Here is an 18,176-nt window from a genome sequence, read left to right on the forward strand (position 1 = left end):
GGCATGACAGGCTATAGCGCAGCGTGAAATATCTTTCTATCGTCGTTTTCGGGCTCATCGGCGCGGCTGGCCTGGGCCTGGCCATCGCCAACCTGCTTTCGCTGATTCCCAGCGATATCTGGTGGATTCGCATCACGGATTTCCCGCGGCTGCAAAGCGCTGTAATCCTGGGCGTGTTGTTGCTGGGCGCGGCCTGCTTTCTGGGCCGCTATCGGCGCACGAGCCTGGCGTTGATGGCCGTCATGCTGGGCACGCTGATCTATCACGCCATCGTATTGCTGCCCTACGCGCCCCTGCACGGCCCGATTGCCAACAACGCCTGCCCGGCCGAGAAACGCCTGACCGTGATGGTCGCCAACGTGCGCCTGACCAACAACCCGGACGGTCGGCTGATCGAGCAGGCCCGCCGCTACCAGCCGGATGTGTTCGTGGTGCTCGAGGTCAACGATCAATGGCTGAATGCGCTGGCGCCGCTCGAACAGACGATGCCCCACATCATCCGCCATACCACCGGCTCGTATTTCGGTATCGCGCTGTATTCGCGCCTGCCGCTGCATTCGAGTGAAGTGCGCCATCTGGCCGGCCAGGACACCCCGCAAATCGTCACCGAAGTCGAGCTTCGCACCGGCGAGCATGTCGATTTTCTGGGCATTCATCCGCGCCCGCCGCATCCGTCGCAGTCCGCACTTGGCCGCGACGCCGTGCTGCTCAAGGCCGGCTTGCTGCTGCACGACAGCGACCACCCCGGCGTGGTAGCCGGAGACCTCAATGCCACGCCCTGGGAACGGGCCGTCACGCACATGCGCGAGATCGCACGCCTGGTCGACCCGCGTCACGGTTACGGTTTTCTGCCCACCTACGACGCCAACTCCTGGTGGATGCGCTGGCCGCTCGATCATGTGTTCTACGAAGCGGGCTTCGATGCCATCGAACTGATTCGCGGTGACGATTTCGGCTCCGATCATTTTCCCTATGTCGCGCGGCTGTGCCGGGTCGAAAAAAGTGAAAGCGAAACCCGCGACAAACCCGAACAAGCCACCCTACGCAGCGCGCACGCCACCATCGAACGCGCCCGGGCCCAGGCGAACAAGACCGATGCGCCCTGACACGGCCGCGCGCTAGGCGCAGGCGGCGTCCACGCGGGCTGGTGGTCGTGCCACACTTGGCCCATGCCGTGTGCACTGTCCAACGCTGCGCCCCGCGTGGCCCAACGATCTGAATGAGCCCAAACCAGCCTTTCGATGCCGCCACCCTGCCGCTGCACGGCCTGCGCCTGATCGAGGCCAGCGCCGGCACGGGCAAGACCTTCAGCCTGGCCGGGCTGTATCTGCGCCTGATCGTGGAACAACGCGCGAGCGTGCGTGAAATCCTGGTGATGACCTTCACCCGCGCGGCCACCCAGGAACTGCGCGAACGCATCCGCGCACGTCTGGCGGATGCCGCGCGTATCGCCCACACCCGCGAACTCGCCGTCGCCGGCAACGCCGAGCACGACTTCACCCTGCGCGTGCTCGACAACAGCGACGAACCACGCGAAGCCCTGGCCCGCCGGCTCGCCGATGCCGCCGCGCGCGTGGACGAAGCCACGATCGTGACCATCCACGGTTTCGCCCAGCGCGCCGCCACCGAAAATGCCTTCGAATCCGCCCTGGCCTTCGACCGCGGCGACCCGATCGACGATCCGTCCATCTACCGCGAAGCCACCACCGACTACTGGCGCGAGCACGTGTTCGGCGCGCCCGCGAAGGCCGGCGACGTACTCGCGCTCTGGCCAACGCCAGACGCGCTGTATGCGACGCTCGCACCAATACTCGCGCGCCCGCATGTGCAGCTGGCCGGCATCGACCACGCGCGGCTGGCCGAGCTGGGCGACGAACTGGCCCAACACTGGCCGGGCACGGCCGACATCGTCGCCAAAACACTCGCCGAGGCGTTCGAAGCCGATGCGCTGCTCAAAAGCGGTGAGCTGTACAAGACACTGGCCGCGTTCGACGATATTGCAGGCGAAATCGCGGCCATCGACAGCCGTATTCGCGACGCACTCGCCGCGGGCACTACGCCGGCCTTGCCCACATGGATACGCGTGCTCGCCGAGCCGGCACCGCAGTTCAAGAAGGCCGCCAAATCGCAGGCGTACGGCCAACCGCTGGCCGATCTCGCCGCCCTGCCGTTGCTGGCCGAGTTGCAACCGCTGGCACGTCTGGCCGCGATCGACAATGCCGCGCGGGCCGTGCGCGCGCTCGCCGCCCAGCGCAAGATCGAACGCCGCCAGTACAGCTTCGACGATCTCATCGCTGCGCTTCATGCGGCATTGCACACGCCCGGCACCGGCGAGACGCTGGCCGATGCCCTGCACGAGCGCTGGCCTTACGCGCTGGTCGACGAATTTCAGGACACCGACCCGCTGCAATACGCCAGCCTCGCGCGTGTCTATCTGCACACACCGCGCGAGCGCGGCGCGCTGCTGCTCATCGGCGACCCGAAACAGGCGATCTACGGTTTTCGGGGCGGCGATATCTATGCCTATCTCGCCGCCGCCCGCGCGGCCGGCGATGCACGCTATACGCTCACCACCAATTTCCGCTCCACCCAGGCCGTGCTCGATGCGATCGAAGCGCTGTACACGCTGCCCGCCCAAGCGCCGTTTCTGGTCGACGAGATCGACTTTCCGCATATTCAGGCAGGCCGCACAGCGAACGACAAACGCATTGTCGACGCCCACGGCGACGAACTATCCGCACTCACTGTCTGGCAGTTGAGCGGCGGCAAAGGCACGAAAGGCGAAGACCGCCCGCTGCTCATCGACCACACCGTGGCCGCCATCGCACGCCTGCTCGACGGCGCCACCCACTGGCAAACCCGCGACGGCGACAACCAGCCGATCGCGCCCCGCGATATCGCCGTGCTGGTCAATAGCCATCACGAGGCCACGGCCATTCAGGCCGCACTCGCAAGCACGGGCATCATGGCCGTCTGCCAGCATCGCGACTCGGTGTTCGCGAGTGCAGAAGCCGACGACCTGCGCCGGGTGCTGCGCGCCATGGCCACACCGGACGATGCCATGGCCGTACGCGCGGCCCAGCCCACGGCACTCATCGGCAAACGCCTGGCCGATCTCATCGCGCTGGCCGACGACGACCATGCCATGCAGCAGGCCATCGAACGCTTTCACGCACTCCACGAAGCCTGGGCCAGCCGCGGCGTACTGACCGCGCTGGAACGGCTGTTCGTCGCCTGTGCACCGGCGCTGCTCGCGCTCACCGACGGCGAGCGCCGCATGAGCAATTACCTGCAGCTGGGCGAACTGCTCGCCAGCGCCGAAGCCGAATGCTTTGGCATGGCCAGCGTCGTACGCTGGCTGGACGAGCGCATCGCCGCCGCCCTGGATGGCACGGCGAACGCCATCGATGACGACAGCCAGCTACGCCTGGAATCCGACGCCGATCTGGTGCGTATCACCACCGTGCATGCCGCCAAAGGTTTGCAGTACCCGATCGTGTTCATGCCGTTCGCGCTGTGGCTGGGCACCGCCGGCACGCCCGACAAGCCGCCGCTGATCTTTCACGACGACAACGGCCAGGCGATGATCGACCTGGTGGGCGATAACGCCACCCATCGCGAACAGGCCGTACTCGAGGCGCGTTCGGAAGCGCTGCGCCTGCTCTATGTGGCCCTCACCCGAGCCGAACAGGCCATCGTCGTCGGCTGGCGCGAGGCGCCCACGACACGCGCCAGCGCCCTGGCCAGCCTGCTCAGCCGTGGCGAACAAAGCGCCGCGGCCGCGCTGGAACAGCTCACCGACAACCCGTCGATTACCATCGAGCCGATCGATGCCGAAAGCACGCCGCCGACGGTGGAACGGCGTACACCGCACAGCGAGCAAACGCTGGGCGAGGCGCGGGATGATTTGCCCGTCCCGCGCCCGCGCTGGTCGACCTACAGCTTTTCGCGCCTGGCCCATGCCCCGGCCGACAACCGCCCGGCCGAACTGCCCGAAGCCGGCGCCGAAGACGAACTGGCCAGCGCGCCGTCGGAGATCGTCGCCGCCGATAACGAAGACAGCTTGCCCGCCCTGGACGCGCGCCTGGCCGGCGTGCGTTTTGGCTCGGCAGTACACGACGTGCTCGAAGAGTGGGTAGCCAATGCCAAACGTGCGGCCTGGCCCGCGCCAGGCGCACCGCTTACCGACGAGCAGCGCGCCTTTCTGATCAAAACGCTACGAAAATACGGCCTCGTCGGCGACGACGAACAGGACGTACGTATCGAACAGACCGCCGCGCTCATCGCCCGCACCGTCCATACGCCGCTGCCCGAACTCGGCCCGCTGGCCGCACTCGATGCCAACCGCAGCCTCGCCGAAATGGAATTCATGCTGCGCCTGCGCGGTAATCGTCTGGGCGCGCTGGTGGCATTGTTGCGCGATGCCGGTTATCTGCCCGCTGCCCTTGGTGGCACGCCGCAGCAAACGCTCTATGGCCTGATGCAGGGTTTTATCGATCTCGTCGTGGAAAAAGACGGCGCCTATTACGTGCTGGACTACAAGACCAACCGCCTGGGCGACACCGCGGCAGCCTACAACGAGGCGGCGCTCAGCCGCGCCATCGGCCGGGCCCACTACGACCTGCAATATCTCATCTACACCGTCGCCCTGCACCGGCATCTACGCCAGGCGCTGGGCGATGCTTATGACCCGGCCCGCCATCTGGGCGGCGTACAGTACCTGTTCGTACGGGCAATGGACGGCGAAACCAGCACCGGCGTATTTACCGACACACCACCCGTCGCGCTGATCGAAGCGCTGGATGCGTTGTTCGATGCCGAACTGACCGCGCAGGGGGCGACCGCATGAACTCGCAACCGCACGTAGCCCCTGTAGTCTACGTAGGTCGGCTTAGGCCGAAGGCCGTAAGCCGACACTCCGGCGTCGCAGTCGGCGTAGCGCTCGGCGCTCAAACCCGCGAAAATCGTGCGTCATGGCCCACACGTAAACCGAGCGCCTATCGCTGCTCACGAGGTTTACGCCCCCTCGGTTTAGCGCTGCAGCGCGATCCACTGTCGTTTGCTTGTCCAAACGGAAGTGGGCAAAGCAAAAGACAACCCGGTTACGCTTCGGCCCTGCGCCAGCGCAATATGAAGCGCTCGGGCCGAATGGACATGGCCCCGGAGGCATTTGACCCGGTCGCGTCGCATTGGCATCGCATACGCGTTATCGCCCAGCCATTTACGCCCAAGCTATGCGGCAACGATCGGCTCAATATGCCGCTTGGGCCGGTGCGCGGACAAATCGTATGTCGTCTGCATATTCACCCAGAATTCGGGCGATGTATTGAACGCCTCCGACAAAAGCCATGCCGTATCTGCAGAAATGCCCCGCTTACCGCGAATGATCTCATTCACGCGCTGAACGGAAATACCCAGATGGCTGGCCAGCGCCTTCTGGCTCAAACCCAATGGTTCGAGAAATTCATGCAGCAGGATCGCACCCGGATGGGTCGCTGTTCTTTGCGTGGGAATCATCTCGGTACCTCCAAAAGCTTGATGTCGCACCGCTCATCTGTGGTAATCCACGATGGCAACATCATGCGCGTCCGCGCTGTGCCATCGAAATACGATCCGCCACTGGCTGTTGATTCGAATGCTGTGGAATCCCTGGTAGTCGCCGCGCAACGCCTCAAGCCGATTGCCCGGCGGCACCTCCAGATCGCGCACCGTCGTCGCCGCGTTGATCATATCCAGCTTGTAGAGCGCCGAATCGAGTATTTGCGAAGGCAACCGCCGTACTTTGTTGCTGGATACGCCGTTGAACAGATCCGCGGTCGCGCGGTTGCCGAAAGATACGATCATCATAGCAAATTAACGGATACCGTTAATCCATGCAACGGGAGCAAAGCCAGCCAACCTCGATCAAGTCGTGGATCCGCAAACCGCGCCCGCCGCATGCCGTGCTTCTCTGTTCAGCCCAGCCAGCCCAGACCCGAGAGCCGGCATTCCAAAGCCAACGACCGCGCTCGCCCGGCGACAACTGCGTTGGCCCGCGGCGACAGGAGTGCGGACCCGCGCCCGGCGACCGCCGTTGTCGTACGCCGCCGCGCTCCATAACGCGAAGCTCGCAATGACCGAATCCCGCACAGGCGACTTGTTCGACGCGCCAAGCAAAAGCAACAAAGCGACGAAAACGCCCGCCCCCATAGCCGTGGAAAAAGCACCGACATCATCGGCCGTAAACGACGCCGCGCTGTCCGATCTCGACCTCGCCCTGGCGGACTGGGCGCGGCGCCACGGCGCAGACCGTCTCGTGGCCCGTGCCTTCGCGCTGGCCAGTTGGGCCGTGGCACAAGGCCATACCTGCCTCGCGCTGGATCAAATCCCCTCCGCATTGATGAGCAGCGCCAATCAGGCCGCGCTGGGCGACGCGCTTGCCGCGAGCGATCTGGTCACCGTGCTCGACGGCGAAGCGCACGAAGACATACCCACCCGCCCGCTGATCCTCGAAAACGGCCGGCTCTATCTACAGCGCTATCACGCCTACGAAACCGCGCTCGCCCAACGTCTGCGCAAGCTGATGAACGCTGCGCCGAACCCGGTGAACGTCGACGCGCTCAAACCCGGCAACGGCCTGTTCGCCGCGGACGCCGCCAACCCGAACGCCACCAACTGGCAAGCCGTGGCCGCCTTCGCTGCCCTGCGCCATCACTTCACGGTGATTTCCGGCGGCCCCGGCACGGGCAAGACCTACACGATCGTGCGCCTGCTGCGCGTGCTCATTGAAGCCGCACTCAGCAACGACGACACACCGCCGCTCATCGCCCTGGCCGCGCCCACCGGCAAGGCCGCTGCGCGCATGCTCGAATCCGTACGCAACGGCCTGGACGACATGGGCGCCGACGCCACCTTCGACAAGCAGCGCGCAGAAGAACACGTGCCGCAAACCGCGCGCACGCTGCACCGCCTGCTGGGGCTCACGGGTGCGACCACCCGCGCCCGTTTCAACACCGACAACCCACTGCCGTATGACGTGGTGATCGTCGACGAAGCCTCGATGGTGGATCTGCCCATGATGGCCAAGCTGGCGGAGGCCATACGCGACGACGCGCGGCTGATTCTGCTCGGCGACCGTTACCAGCTCGCCTCGGTCGAATCCGGCTCTGTGCTGGCCGAAATCTGTGCGAACGCCGGCGTGAACCGCTTCACCGAAAACCAGCAAGCCGCTGCCGGCGAACTGTTGGCGCAACCGATGCAACCCGCCAACCATACCCTGGCCGATCACGTCGTCACGCTACAAACCAGCCGCCGCTTCAACGCCGACAGCACCATCGGCCAACTTGCCGCCGCCGTAAACGCAGGCGACATCAAAGCCGCCGAAGCGCTGCTCACTGCGGGCCACGACGATCTCGTCTATCACCCACGCGCCGACGCCGCGGCGATCAGCCAACTCATGGATCGCCTTACGGAGAACTACGCCAGACTGGTCGACGCCACGGACCCCACGCTCGCACTCGCCGAACTGGGCAAACAAACCGTACTCACCGCCGTGCGCCAGGGACCGGCCGGGAGCGAAACCATTAACGCCGGCATCACCGAACACCTGGCACGGCGCTTCGACTTCAACCCGACACAGCCCTGGTACCACGGCCGCCCCGTCATGGTTAGACGAAATGACTACAAGACCGGGCTCTACAACGGCGATGTAGGTATTGCGCTCAAAAACGCAGACGGGCAACTTAGAGTCTGGTTTGAGGGGGATAACGGCCTGCGGGCTTTCCTGCCGAGCGCACTACCCGCGCACGACACCGTGTACGCAATGACCATCCACAAAAGCCAGGGCTCGGAGTTCGATGCCGTCATACTCGTACTGCCGGACTACGACGTGCCGGTTTTGACGCGGGAGCTGTTTTATACGGGGTTGACGCGTGGGCGCGAGCGGTTGGTGGTGTTCGCTGAACCATCGAGTGTGGCGCGTGCGGTTAGCCGCCGGGTCACCCGGATTTCCGGACTCGCAGACCGGATCGGTAACGGAGAATAAAACATGTCGAAAACAGCTTTCGAGAGCATAAAAGCTGGACTGCTCGAAGCCATTCAGCATCAGCGCAAGCAACGGTCTGGCGTCGTGGTTCTCAAACAGAAGGCGGTTAACCGCCTTGACGCAAAACGCAAGACCTGACCCCGATTACGACCTTTCTGATTTTTCAATATTATTTCTCAAGTAAAACTGGTAACTCAATGCCTAGCGGAAAGAAAATAGACCCCTCGATAAAAATAATCCGCGACTTACAGACAAAAAACTCGTTGCGCGGCTTTCTGGCTAGCGAACCCGGGTCAGTCACCGCCAAGAGAACAATGGCACGACTGAGAAAACGGTGCCCAGTTAATGAAGCTAATAATTTCTTTAGGTATGTTTATAGCAATCCAGTAGCTAAACGTGCTAGACCTGTGGATTTTCCGCGTTCAGCCCGCGAGGTTGAAGAGATACCTTTCTGGCAGTCCGGTGCTTTCGAGTTTGAGTTAGCAGGCGAACGCCTGCGGCTAGCTGAGGCCACAGAGAGTATAGCCAATGCGCTAACACTGATAAGCGAACTAAACACCTCGATACTCGCCGGCGATATCGATAACGCCAAGCGTAAATTTATGCTCTTCAAGGCTGAATTTGGCGCGTCGCTTTGGATAGCGAATAAAGCAAATAGCCTGAGGCATTCCGCGCTGCCTACAGAGTTTAAGCATTTTCTATATCATAACGTCGTCTCGCCGTTCTTAGTCCCCCGTCGCCACCTACTGGCTGTCGCATTCGAAGACTCTGTGGACCACGAGCGCGATTACGTCGATATACGCCGTTCACTCCAACGGCTGATCAAGGAAGATAGAGCGCCCATAAGCAACGCTATAATTATAAAAGATATTTTCAACCCGTTCGACCTTCAGACTTTTTCGGCTAGCGACCGGGTGCAGGCATATTCGCGATGGGGAGTGCTCGATTCCATAGCAAATCTCATGCGGTTGCGCGAACTTTTTAGACTAACCGGCGATACTCGCTCACGTGAACTCCTCGAGTCAGCAATTCCCGATAAGCTGATACGGCATTGGGAGTCCGTATTCCATCCTAATAAGCTGCGCGAATTTTGCCGACTGCTAGGAGCAACTGATCAATTTCGCGACTTGACACTACTCTCCCACGCACCAGCCTGGGATGAGTTCCCAAATGTCTTTGCGTACCGTTTGAATATCGAGCGCGCCATAGGCTCCCGGCTGGACGGCATATTCCCCTCGCCCAAAAACGCCGCATCATACCTCCCCGCCGCAAGTAGCGTAGGCGAAATCTTAGAACCACAAATTGCGACCGAGCGAGAACTTGGCCCCGAGGTTTACGGCGCACTCCACCGAACAATACAACTCATAGCGTCCTGCGAGACTAGTGAGATGAAAATTCCCGATGGTCGCGAGCTGTCGAAACTCTTAGATGAAACAATTAACGTACCCATCCTTTTATCATCGTCTGAACTGAGAAATCTGCTCCCGAGAAAAACTGATGATGGGCTGTACGAAACTCTTAGAGCTGCGCTTATAGATACTCAAGAGACCACCCAAAAGACAGATCATCATATGCGCCGGTCCCTTCAACAGCTCGTAGGGCAACAGTTTGGCGGCGACCTCACCAAATTCTTGGAACATATCGATACTCATAGAGCACACGTCTCCTCTTTTTTCTTGAACACGTTTAACGAAGCTTTCCTAACAAGCCTATACGACCTTTTCAAAACTCCTGACGACGTAAATGAAGCGCAGATAGCTGTCCTGGAATGGCATGCCGACCGATTCGACGACCAAATAGTGCGAACGTCCGCAAAATCCTATCGACTAAGCCAAGTGCTAAGAAAAATACGTGGCTCGATCGACGAGACACGTATATATGTCGACCCAATACGCTTTTTTGAATGGATTCAAGAGTATAAGTCAAATGACCTCCGCGCTTTGTCGTTGCAAGCCCAAGAAGTGCTAGAGGTGGATGACGGCGATTTGGCACTTGCGGACCCCGTGCGCGTACGCGTCGACCCTCGGACTCGCTTGTTAAAAGTTCTTGACGACTGCTACGCCGAATTTTGTCGGAATAAGCTATTCGGCATAACGTCTTACGTAGGTCGCAGGATCCGTCACGGAACGCTTCACGGTACTCTCGTAATTGAGCTACAAACTTCCGTCAATGAAATTGCCACAAAGTTTCGTTTATCTTGCCCGCGCTTCGTGCGATACCTTGAGTCTTGGTTTTCGGATTTTGATGCGGCGATCTATCACATGGCAGCTGAACAGATTCATGTGAGATCAAAAGATAAACCGGAGGGATTAATCCACGCCACATTAAATGAACCTCGAAAGCTCGACATCGCGAACACTATGTCGCAAGACATAGCGCAGCGTATGATGGACTACTCTCAAATAAACTACAGCATCGTTGCGATACACGAATACTGTTGGCGTATATTCGAGATAGACCTTGAACGTACACGCGAAGTCTTAGAAGGCCTTAGAAGGAAGTTTATTCTAGATCCGGACAGGCGCTGGACAACCGATTCAATGGAATTGAACGAGTTAATCTCCTCAGATTTACGAGGGCTAAATTCGGAGCTGCAACGCCGATTTAAAATCGTTCAGTCATGGCTAACCAAGCCGTCATCGGCTAGCCCCAGCGCTAGTATCGAACTCATGTTTGAAGCCGTTCTAGACGAGATCAAACAACGTTACGAGCACTTTGATCCGCAAGTATCTCTTAAAGGGAATACAAACCTCGACCTTATAGGACATCGCTTCCATTACTTCTACGACGCTATATACATCCTGGTGGGAAATGCGGCGCGCCACGGCGTTCAGGGTGGCCTTCTGGAGTTAGAAGTTTCGTCAAATAACGATGAACACGGTTTATACTGGTCCATTTCAGTCACATCGGAGCTCAGGCCTGGCCAAGAAACCGAAAGCAAACGCCAAATAGACGCTGCAATGGTGGCAGATACGGACGATGCTATATCGACCAACACCAACAGTGGGATTAAGAAGCTGCGCCGTAGTGTTCAAGAAGTAGACGAAATAATTGGCGTAAGACATTTATACCATACAAACAAAGTCACGCTAACTTTCGACTTGCGGCTTCTTCGAGGTTGAGTATGGAACACGCGATCCTTTTAGTTGAGGACGATGAGTATAAACAGGAACTCATCGAAGAATTTTTACATGAAATACTCGACATCACGACGATTTATGTAGCGAAGTCCGTACGAGACGCAGTAACTCTGGTTCGCAAGCGAGAATTTTTCCTAATCATCCTAGACATGTCGCTACCGAGCTACGAAATGACTCCAGGAGGCGCGCAGCCAATCTCTCAACCAACCGGGGGTATCGAGGTACTGCTCGAATTATCATATGACGAGCGTAAGGATACGGTTATTATCTTAACCCAGTTTCCGGATATTGAGTTCGACAATAAAGTCCTTCCGCTCGAAAAAGCCGGGAAAGCCCTAACAAATACGCTAGATGTTGTTGTTAAAAGCGTAATTTATTTTAACGCTCAAAACTTAACTTGGCGAAAGCATTTAGAACAGGCAATTAAATGACATCGGTACGAGTATTGGTTATCGAAGACGAAGCTGATAAACGCGACAGCCTCACGCGAGAAATAGACAACTTCTTCGATGCGACGACATCGGAGATCGAGTTCAGCGAAACCTTTTCCGACGCGACGCGAAGTCTGCTTCGTTCGACTTATGACCTAATCGTTGTGGATCTAATTTTGCCGCGCCGGGCTGGGGACGAGCCCGCCGATGTCTCCTACGAAATTTTGGAACACATCACCGAAAGTGGACTCAACAATAATACGACTATTGTCGCTATTTCTCGCTTCGAAGAAATTGTCACCGAACATTCAAAAGCCTTCGCTAGGGCCGGTATTTTTCTAATTTCGTATGGCGATGAGAGTCATTGGAAAGCTTGCTTGAACATATGCATGCAAAAAGTTTGCTTCTCTAACACTTATAAATTCGTCATCATATGTGCGCTAGAGCTTGAACGTAGTGCATACCGAGCAGTTAATGATCAGTCATTCGAATATGGGGAGCTAACAAGTTTCTCAGGATTGGACATCCGTGAAATGCAATTGGCTGGCGTGCGAGGCGCGTGTGTAGTCTTACCCCGAATGGGCATCGTAGACTCAAGCATCGTATCGACGCGTATATTGGAAGTTTTAAAACCAGATATTGTTTGTATGTCAGGAATTTGTGGAGGGTTCCCGGACGAAGTTGAAGTCGGAACGTTACTTGTTTCCGATGTCTGCTGGGAGCATCAAGCCGGAAAATGGCGCGGAGATAGCTTTCAAGTTCGCTCTTTTCAAGAGCCGCTTAACAACGAAGTACGCGTAATAATTCATCAAATTCTTGAGAACGACCCAAATTTTCGCTTGTTAGAGTCGAAGTACGGGCAAATAAATGTGCCCCATGTCGGTGGTAAGATAGCGCCTACGGTATCGGGCTCAGCCGTTATTGCCTCAGAGATCTATCAACAGCAGATAAGGCGGCAACATGGCAATGTAGCTGGAATAGACATGGAAATATTTGGATTGCACCGCGCTGTCTCATTGTCGCAAACCAAACCAATCTGCTTCGCCGTTAAAACGGTTGTCGACATGGCCGACGAACAAAAGAACGATGATATCCACGATGGCGGCGCTATCTTGGCAGCCAGGTTCACCGTCGCTGTTTTGGTTAAGTTATTGGAATAGACGCTTTTACAAGACCCACAGTCGGGCCAACATCGCGATCCAGGCGATCTGGGACGGTATCAGGCGATCCGGTGACAGGGAGGATCCGGACTGATCCGGTGACAGTATGCTGAACTCCTCCGCCCCGCTTCGCTATGCGCCCGATCTCACGCGCGAGCCCAAGCTTAGGGCCTCTATCCACAATTCTGCCTTGCGAGTTCAACTCCCGCAGCAAAAGCGCGATCCGGCGCGATCCGGGGGACGCGATCCGGGGACAGTATATGGAACTCTCCGGTCCAGCTCCGCTAACGGTGTGCGAGCGCCCCGGAAAATGACACCTTTGTAATTCGAACTCCCGCGTCGCCCAACCACGGCCGCGACGGCCACTCCCCTTCGCCGCACCACTTTTCGTCGGCGGTATATCACATCGCACCGAGCCGCTCGCCACAGGCTGTCGTCATGGCCACGGTAATACTGCCGTGCACCTGAACGCGGCGTCTTCACGCCAACCGTGCTAGGCGTCGAGCGTTGCCGCATGCGTTGCGGAACTCTTGAACTTCAACCGCGAATCGCGAACACGACACATCGTCCCTTCCAAAACTTACGTCCGGCACTACTTGCAGGCTTAATTCAAGGCCCGCCGGGTGCCGCCGATAGTCGATTAAGCTGTGCGCAATCTATCGCCGGAATCGTCGACAGAACAATGGCTTGACCATACAACGAATGTGCTGATCCGGGGTTCGCCGTCGCCTACGTGTGGCGTTCCGGAGAGGCCGTGGCCCTTTCGTTTAATCGATTGTTTTGGAGAATTACATTGACTCGAATCGACCGAACCCATTCGGGCGCGTCGCGTGCCGCACGCTGGCCCGCCCGTACGACGCTGGCTGCGGCCTGTGCGATTGCTTTGGGCCTGGCCGGCTGTGGCGGTGGTAGCGGCGGCGGTGACGACAGCGACTCGACGAGCACCACTACCGGCTCGACCAGCGAAAGTGTGTTCGCCCGCGGGCCGGTCACCGGCTTCGGGAGTGTCATCGTCAACGGCCGGCGTTTCGCGACCGAAGATGCGGCGATCCTGTTTGGCGATGAAAGCGACGTCGAGGCGCGCCTGCGTGTCGGCCAGATCGTCGAAGTCAAAGCACGCCGCGAAAACGGGTTGCTGGTGGCCGCAAGCGTGCGCTACGACGCTTCGCTCAAGGGCCCGATCACTGCCCTGGCGATCGACAATAACCGCTTCCAGGTCGCCGGCCAACCGGTGAAGGTCGTCGGCGCCACCGTGTTCGACGACGATAACGCGTTGGACACGCTCGCGCTCGGCGATGTGGTCGAGATCAGTGGTCAACGCACGGGCGCCGGGTTCACGGTCGCAAGCTATGTGGATGTCGACAACGAGAGCGACGCGGATGCCGTCACCGTTACCGGTGATGTCCGCAATCTCGATACCCAGCTGCGACGGTTCACAGTGGGCGGTCTGACGATCGACTACGGCAACGCCGAGCTGGAGATCGACCGCGACGGCGGCCTTGCCAACCGGTTGCTCGTGAAAGTCGAGGGCCGCCTCGATGCAAACGACGTTCTACTGGCCGACAAGGTCGAGGACGAATCGTATGACGAGGATTTCTTCGATGACGGCGCGGAAGTGGAATTGTTCGGCCAGATCAGCGAACTGACCGGTACGAACGGCTTCGTGCTGCGGGGCGTGACGATCCGCTTCGACGCCAATACCCAGTTCGACGATGGCAGCGTGGCCAATCTCGGCGTCGGTGCGGTGGTCGAGGTCGAAGGTGTCGTTGACGATAACGGCGTTCTGCTTGCCAAGGAGATTTCCTTCGATGAGGATTTCGGCGATCGGGACGACGATAGTAATGATGTTGAAGACGACGATCGTCGCGAAGACATCGAATTCGCCGGCCGTGTCAGTTCCGTGGCCAAAGACGCGATCGAACTCTTCGGCGTGACGGTCCGTGTGGAGGATCGCACCCGCCTGCTCGACGAGCGCGACGACCGTCGAACCTTCAGCCTGGCGGATATTCAGCCCGGCGACCGGGTGGAACTGCCCGCGCGCAATGACGACGGCACGCTCTTCGCAAGCCGTGTCGAACGTGAGGACGACGAGAAACGCGATGAAATCGAAGGCTTTATCGATCGCTTCGATGGCGGCCTGAAGACGCTCGTGGTTTCCGGCGTGACCATCGACGCCACGGCGGCGTCGTTCGACAATCTCACCGAATCGGATTTCTTCGCGATGGCCAAGGAAGGCGTTCGTATCGAGATCTCGGGCCGCTTTAACGGCAGTGTCTTCGTCGCCGACGAGATCGAACTCGACGACTGATCCGTTTCGATCGAGCCACTGGGGGCCGAGCCATAGGCCCAAGCGAAACGGCCGCGGCGCAACCTGCGGCCGTTTTTTTGCCAACACTGCGCCCAGCACGCGTCACTCAGCCCCACACCCGGCTGACGCCGGGTCGTTGGCGGGTGACTTACAGCCCATAGATTGCCGTCGCCCAGCCGGGCATATCGCCTACGGCTTTATCGAGCTGGCCATGCTTGAAAGTCAGAATATGACGCGGCGGTGCATTCGCCTTCGAGCTGTCGAACACCTGGGCAAGATCGCACAGTGCAACGGCGGCACGAATATACCGGGGGTTGCGTGCGTATCGCTCCCGTATTTTATGCTCCGGTACGTCATGCCCGCCCTGGGTGACGCGAAAACGCACACGGGCGACCGATATGTCGGCACTCTGAACGTTGACGTGAAAGATGACGACACGAAAGCCCTGGGCCTTGGCATGCCGGATCAGATCGAGCTTGCTTGAATGCGAGAAGACGGTTTCGGTGACGAACGAGCGCTGGTCGTTCAGGTAGGCGTCTCGGGCCGCCGCGGCTAATCGCGCAGCGGCGTAGGCATCGAGCATCTCGCCCTGGGCCTGTCTTTCCTTGCGTATTTCGTCCGCATTGACGAACGGCACGTTGGTCATCGGACCAAGCCGTTGCTCGTAGAGCGTCGACTTACCCGCCCCATTCGGGCCAACGAGCACATACATCGTTGGCCGCGACTCCACTTCAGCTGCCTAAGTCTTGCGGATCGATGCCTGCGGCGCGCTGCTTCGCGGCGAGTTGTTTGAAAAAGGCCTTTTCTTCGTCGCCGGCCTTTTCCATGAGGGCTTCATGTTCGACGTCGTATACAGAGCGCTCGTAGGGGTCCAGTTCGTCGGGCGCGACATGCCCACGCAATGCGTCCTGCACCTTGTTACGGTCATATCCGGGCGCGTTTTCGATCGCCTGGCCAACGCGTGCCCAATGCTCGAGCTGCGCTTGAACGGTGCGCGACATCACGCCCGCCTCTTTTCGCGCCTGACCGAGTATGGCGCGTGATAGACGAACACTTTCAGTAGCCATGACCAGCCTCCTGCCTTGCCCTGATTATCCGACGGTGCGGCATCACGCGCCCATCGGCAACGGTTCGAATTTACCACAAATGTGGCAGAAAGGCGCTAGCCTAGCCGCAGGGTAAGCTTGGAGCGGACTGACGTCGCCTATTGCGACCGGTGCCGATTAGTTCCCAAAGCCGCTGGTTTGGTTTGACTCGTCATGTCGTTCGACGGGCGCTCACCGCCCTTTCACAGACGAGTGCCGTTCGGCCACGCTTCCATCAAATCGCTCAGGCCATAAAAAACGCCCAGCGAACTGGGCGTTTTCTATGCTTTCGTACGGCCGCTTAGCCGCCGAATTTCTCGTTCTCGCCAATGTCCGGCGTCTTGTCGCTCTGGATGTTGGCCTTGGCCATTTCATAAAGCTGGAAGACCTTGCTTTCCTTGGCCGCCCAGTGCTCGCCCATCTGAATATCGATTTCGAGCATGACGACGTCCGGATCTTCCTTTTCCGGCAGCCAGGCGGCGACGCCCGGGTTCCAGTAGCGGTCGATGATGGCCTGATCGTCGGTGATACGCGCGGTACCCGACATCGAGACATAAACGCCCGCTTCCTGGTCGGAGAACGTCAGGCAGATCTCGCTGTCGCCCTTGGCTTCCAGCACTTTCTCCGAACTGCGCCGGGTGTAGAACCAGATCGTGCCGTCGTATTCATCCTGAACCAGATGCATGGGACGGGCACGGGGCACGTCGTCGTCCAAAGTGACGAGCATCCCGACCTGGATGTCTTTGATGAGGTTCCAGATCTTCTGCTTGTGTTCCGGGCTAGACATAATGTTGCAATCCTTCGGATGCCTTGAAGTAAATTGAACGCCATAAACGAACGTGGCGTTCGATTGGGATACGCCTGCGACCACCGCCATTAACCTTATCCCTCAACCCATCGGCCCCAGCCGTGATGGACAAGACCGGTTCGGACTGACGGCCTGTCCCGGCATAGCGGACGGAGTGGCTTAGCAGCGGCATGTATCGCGACTTATTCGCGTATCTTGATCACTGTACGCAACCACGGCGCCTGCGGATCAACGTAGACGCCTGTGAAGCTTGGAATCGGCCGGTGGCTACGTAAGACGAGGCGCCTGTCGTTGCTGGTCAGCGATCGCAAAGCCCACGCGCGATGTACACACGCCCGACCCGATTGACGCGAACGCCGTTCGCTTTGCCCTGTGACCGGGCCGGCACGCGCTACCGGCGCCGTTCGGTTCACCGAGCGATATTGACACCCCCATCCACGACCAGCGTGGAGCCCACGACATAATCGCCGGCTCGGGATGCGAGGTAGATCGCAGCACCGGCCATGTCTTCGGGCTCGCCGATACGGCGCGAGGGGATTCGGTCCGCGATCTCGTCACCGTGGTCGCGCGCGACCTTGTTCATGTTCGAGGCGAATGCGCCGGGGGCGATGGCGGTGACCACGATGCCTTCGGGGGCCAGGCGTACGGCCATTCGCTTGGTCAGGTGGGTCAGACCGGCCTTGGAGGCGTGGTAGGAATAGGTTTCCTGCGGATTGAGCGACAGGCCGTCGATCGAGGCGATGTTGATGATCTTCGCGAGCGGCCCGGCAGCGCGCGCTTCCAACAGCATGGGCTTGAATGCCTGGGCCAGGAAGAACGGCGCTTTCATGTTGAGATCCACGGCCTTGTCCCAACCGCTTTCGGGGAAGGTATCGAATTCCGCGCCCCAGGCCGCGCCCGCGTTGTTCACGAGGATGTCGAGGGTTTTCTCGTGCTCGCCGTACGCGGCGACCAGCGCTTGAATGCCGTCCATGGTGGACACATCCGCCGGCAGCGAAACACAGGGCCCGATTTCGGAGAGTTCGCGCGCGGTTTCGTCGCAGGCCTCGGCTTTGCGTGCGCTGATATAGACGCGCGCACCCTGGCGCAGCAGGCCTTCCGCGATCATGCGGCCGATGCCGCGGGACCCGCCAGTGACGAGTGCACAACGACCTTCAAGGGAGAAAAGAGCGGCGGTATCCATCCTGAATCCTTTTATCGATATGTTTTGGCCCGGCGCAT

14 protein-coding genes are annotated in these 18,176 nt (G+C 59.2%); 8 read left to right on the forward strand and 6 right to left on the reverse strand.

What is annotated here, in order from left to right; all coding sequences use genetic code 11:
• The first annotated feature begins 23 nt into the window (after positions 1–23).
• A complete protein-coding gene (locus T5B8_RS02170) occupies positions 24–1,106 on the forward strand; it encodes an endonuclease/exonuclease/phosphatase family protein (RefSeq protein WP_353175843.1) in 1,083 nt (360 codons plus the stop codon).
• A 113-nt stretch (positions 1,107–1,219) separates the two neighbouring features.
• The gene (gene recB / locus T5B8_RS02175; RefSeq protein WP_353175845.1) at positions 1,220–4,849 is read left to right on the forward strand and encodes an exodeoxyribonuclease V subunit beta; all 3,630 of its coding nucleotides are present in this window, start codon (positions 1,220–1,222) and stop codon (positions 4,847–4,849) included.
• Between the two features lie 383 nt (positions 4,850–5,232).
• On the opposite strand, the gene T5B8_RS02180 is transcribed toward recB, so the two are convergent.
• Together T5B8_RS02180 and T5B8_RS02185 are read right to left on the reverse strand one after the other, a co-directional pair.
• A complete protein-coding gene (locus T5B8_RS02180; protein WP_353175847.1) occupies positions 5,233–5,517 on the reverse strand; it encodes a HigA family addiction module antitoxin in 285 nt (94 codons plus the stop codon).
• Between the two features lie 33 nt (positions 5,518–5,550).
• Positions 5,551–5,847, reverse strand: a complete 297-nt coding sequence (locus T5B8_RS02185; RefSeq protein WP_353175849.1) for a type II toxin-antitoxin system RelE/ParE family toxin — start codon at positions 5,845–5,847, stop codon at positions 5,551–5,553.
• 265 nt (positions 5,848–6,112) lie between these two features.
• Here T5B8_RS02185 and recD point away from each other — a divergent pair, with 265 nt between their 5' ends.
• The 6 genes from recD (at position 6,113) to T5B8_RS02215 (ending at position 15,062) form a co-directional block, all read left to right on the forward strand.
• Positions 6,113–8,023 carry an exodeoxyribonuclease V subunit alpha gene (gene recD / locus T5B8_RS02190; RefSeq protein ID WP_353175851.1) on the forward strand — a complete coding sequence of 637 codons (1,911 nt, stop codon included), beginning with the start codon at positions 6,113–6,115 and terminating at the stop codon, positions 8,021–8,023.
• 3 nt (positions 8,024–8,026) lie between these two features.
• Complete coding sequence (locus tag T5B8_RS02195) at positions 8,027–8,161, forward strand: hypothetical protein (protein WP_353175853.1); 135 nt, start codon at positions 8,027–8,029, stop codon at positions 8,159–8,161.
• Positions 8,162–8,430: 269 nt separating this feature from the next.
• Positions 8,431–11,145, forward strand: a complete 2,715-nt coding sequence (locus T5B8_RS02200) for a hypothetical protein (RefSeq protein ID WP_353175854.1) — start codon at positions 8,431–8,433, stop codon at positions 11,143–11,145.
• Positions 11,146–11,147: 2 nt separating this feature from the next.
• Positions 11,148–11,594 (forward strand): response regulator, encoded by a 447-nt coding sequence (locus tag T5B8_RS02205; protein ID WP_353175856.1) that lies wholly within the window; start codon positions 11,148–11,150, stop codon positions 11,592–11,594.
• Entirely contained in the window at positions 11,591–12,754 is a 1,164-nt protein-coding gene (locus T5B8_RS02210) for a phosphorylase family protein (protein WP_353175857.1), read from the forward strand. Before T5B8_RS02205 ends, T5B8_RS02210 begins: the two co-directional genes overlap by 4 nt.
• A 793-nt stretch (positions 12,755–13,547) precedes the next feature.
• Positions 13,548–15,062: a DUF5666 domain-containing protein gene (locus T5B8_RS02215; RefSeq protein ID WP_353175858.1), complete on the forward strand. Its 1,515-nt coding sequence runs from the start codon at positions 13,548–13,550 to the stop codon at positions 15,060–15,062.
• 148 nt (positions 15,063–15,210) lie between these two features.
• On the opposite strand, the gene T5B8_RS02220 is transcribed toward T5B8_RS02215, so the two are convergent.
• The 4 genes from T5B8_RS02220 to T5B8_RS02235 all read right to left on the reverse strand — a co-directional run bounded on the left by T5B8_RS02220 (position 15,211) and on the right by T5B8_RS02235 (position 18,138).
• Complete coding sequence (locus T5B8_RS02220; protein WP_353175859.1) at positions 15,211–15,774, reverse strand: ATPase; 564 nt, start codon at positions 15,772–15,774, stop codon at positions 15,211–15,213.
• A 19-nt stretch (positions 15,775–15,793) separates the two neighbouring features.
• Positions 15,794–16,129: a TA system antitoxin ParD family protein gene (locus T5B8_RS02225; RefSeq protein WP_353175861.1), complete on the reverse strand. Its 336-nt coding sequence runs from the start codon at positions 16,127–16,129 to the stop codon at positions 15,794–15,796.
• A 319-nt stretch (positions 16,130–16,448) separates the two neighbouring features.
• Entirely contained in the window at positions 16,449–16,934 is a 486-nt protein-coding gene (locus tag T5B8_RS02230) for a pyridoxamine 5'-phosphate oxidase family protein (protein WP_353175862.1), read from the reverse strand.
• 430 nt (positions 16,935–17,364) lie between these two features.
• The gene (locus tag T5B8_RS02235) at positions 17,365–18,138 is read right to left on the reverse strand and encodes an SDR family oxidoreductase (protein WP_353175864.1); all 774 of its coding nucleotides are present in this window, start codon (positions 18,136–18,138) and stop codon (positions 17,365–17,367) included.
• Between the last annotated feature and the right edge of the window lie 38 nt (positions 18,139–18,176).

Source organism: Salinisphaera sp. T5B8 (genome assembly GCF_040361255.1).
GTDB lineage: Bacteria > Pseudomonadota > Gammaproteobacteria > Nevskiales > Salinisphaeraceae > Salinisphaera.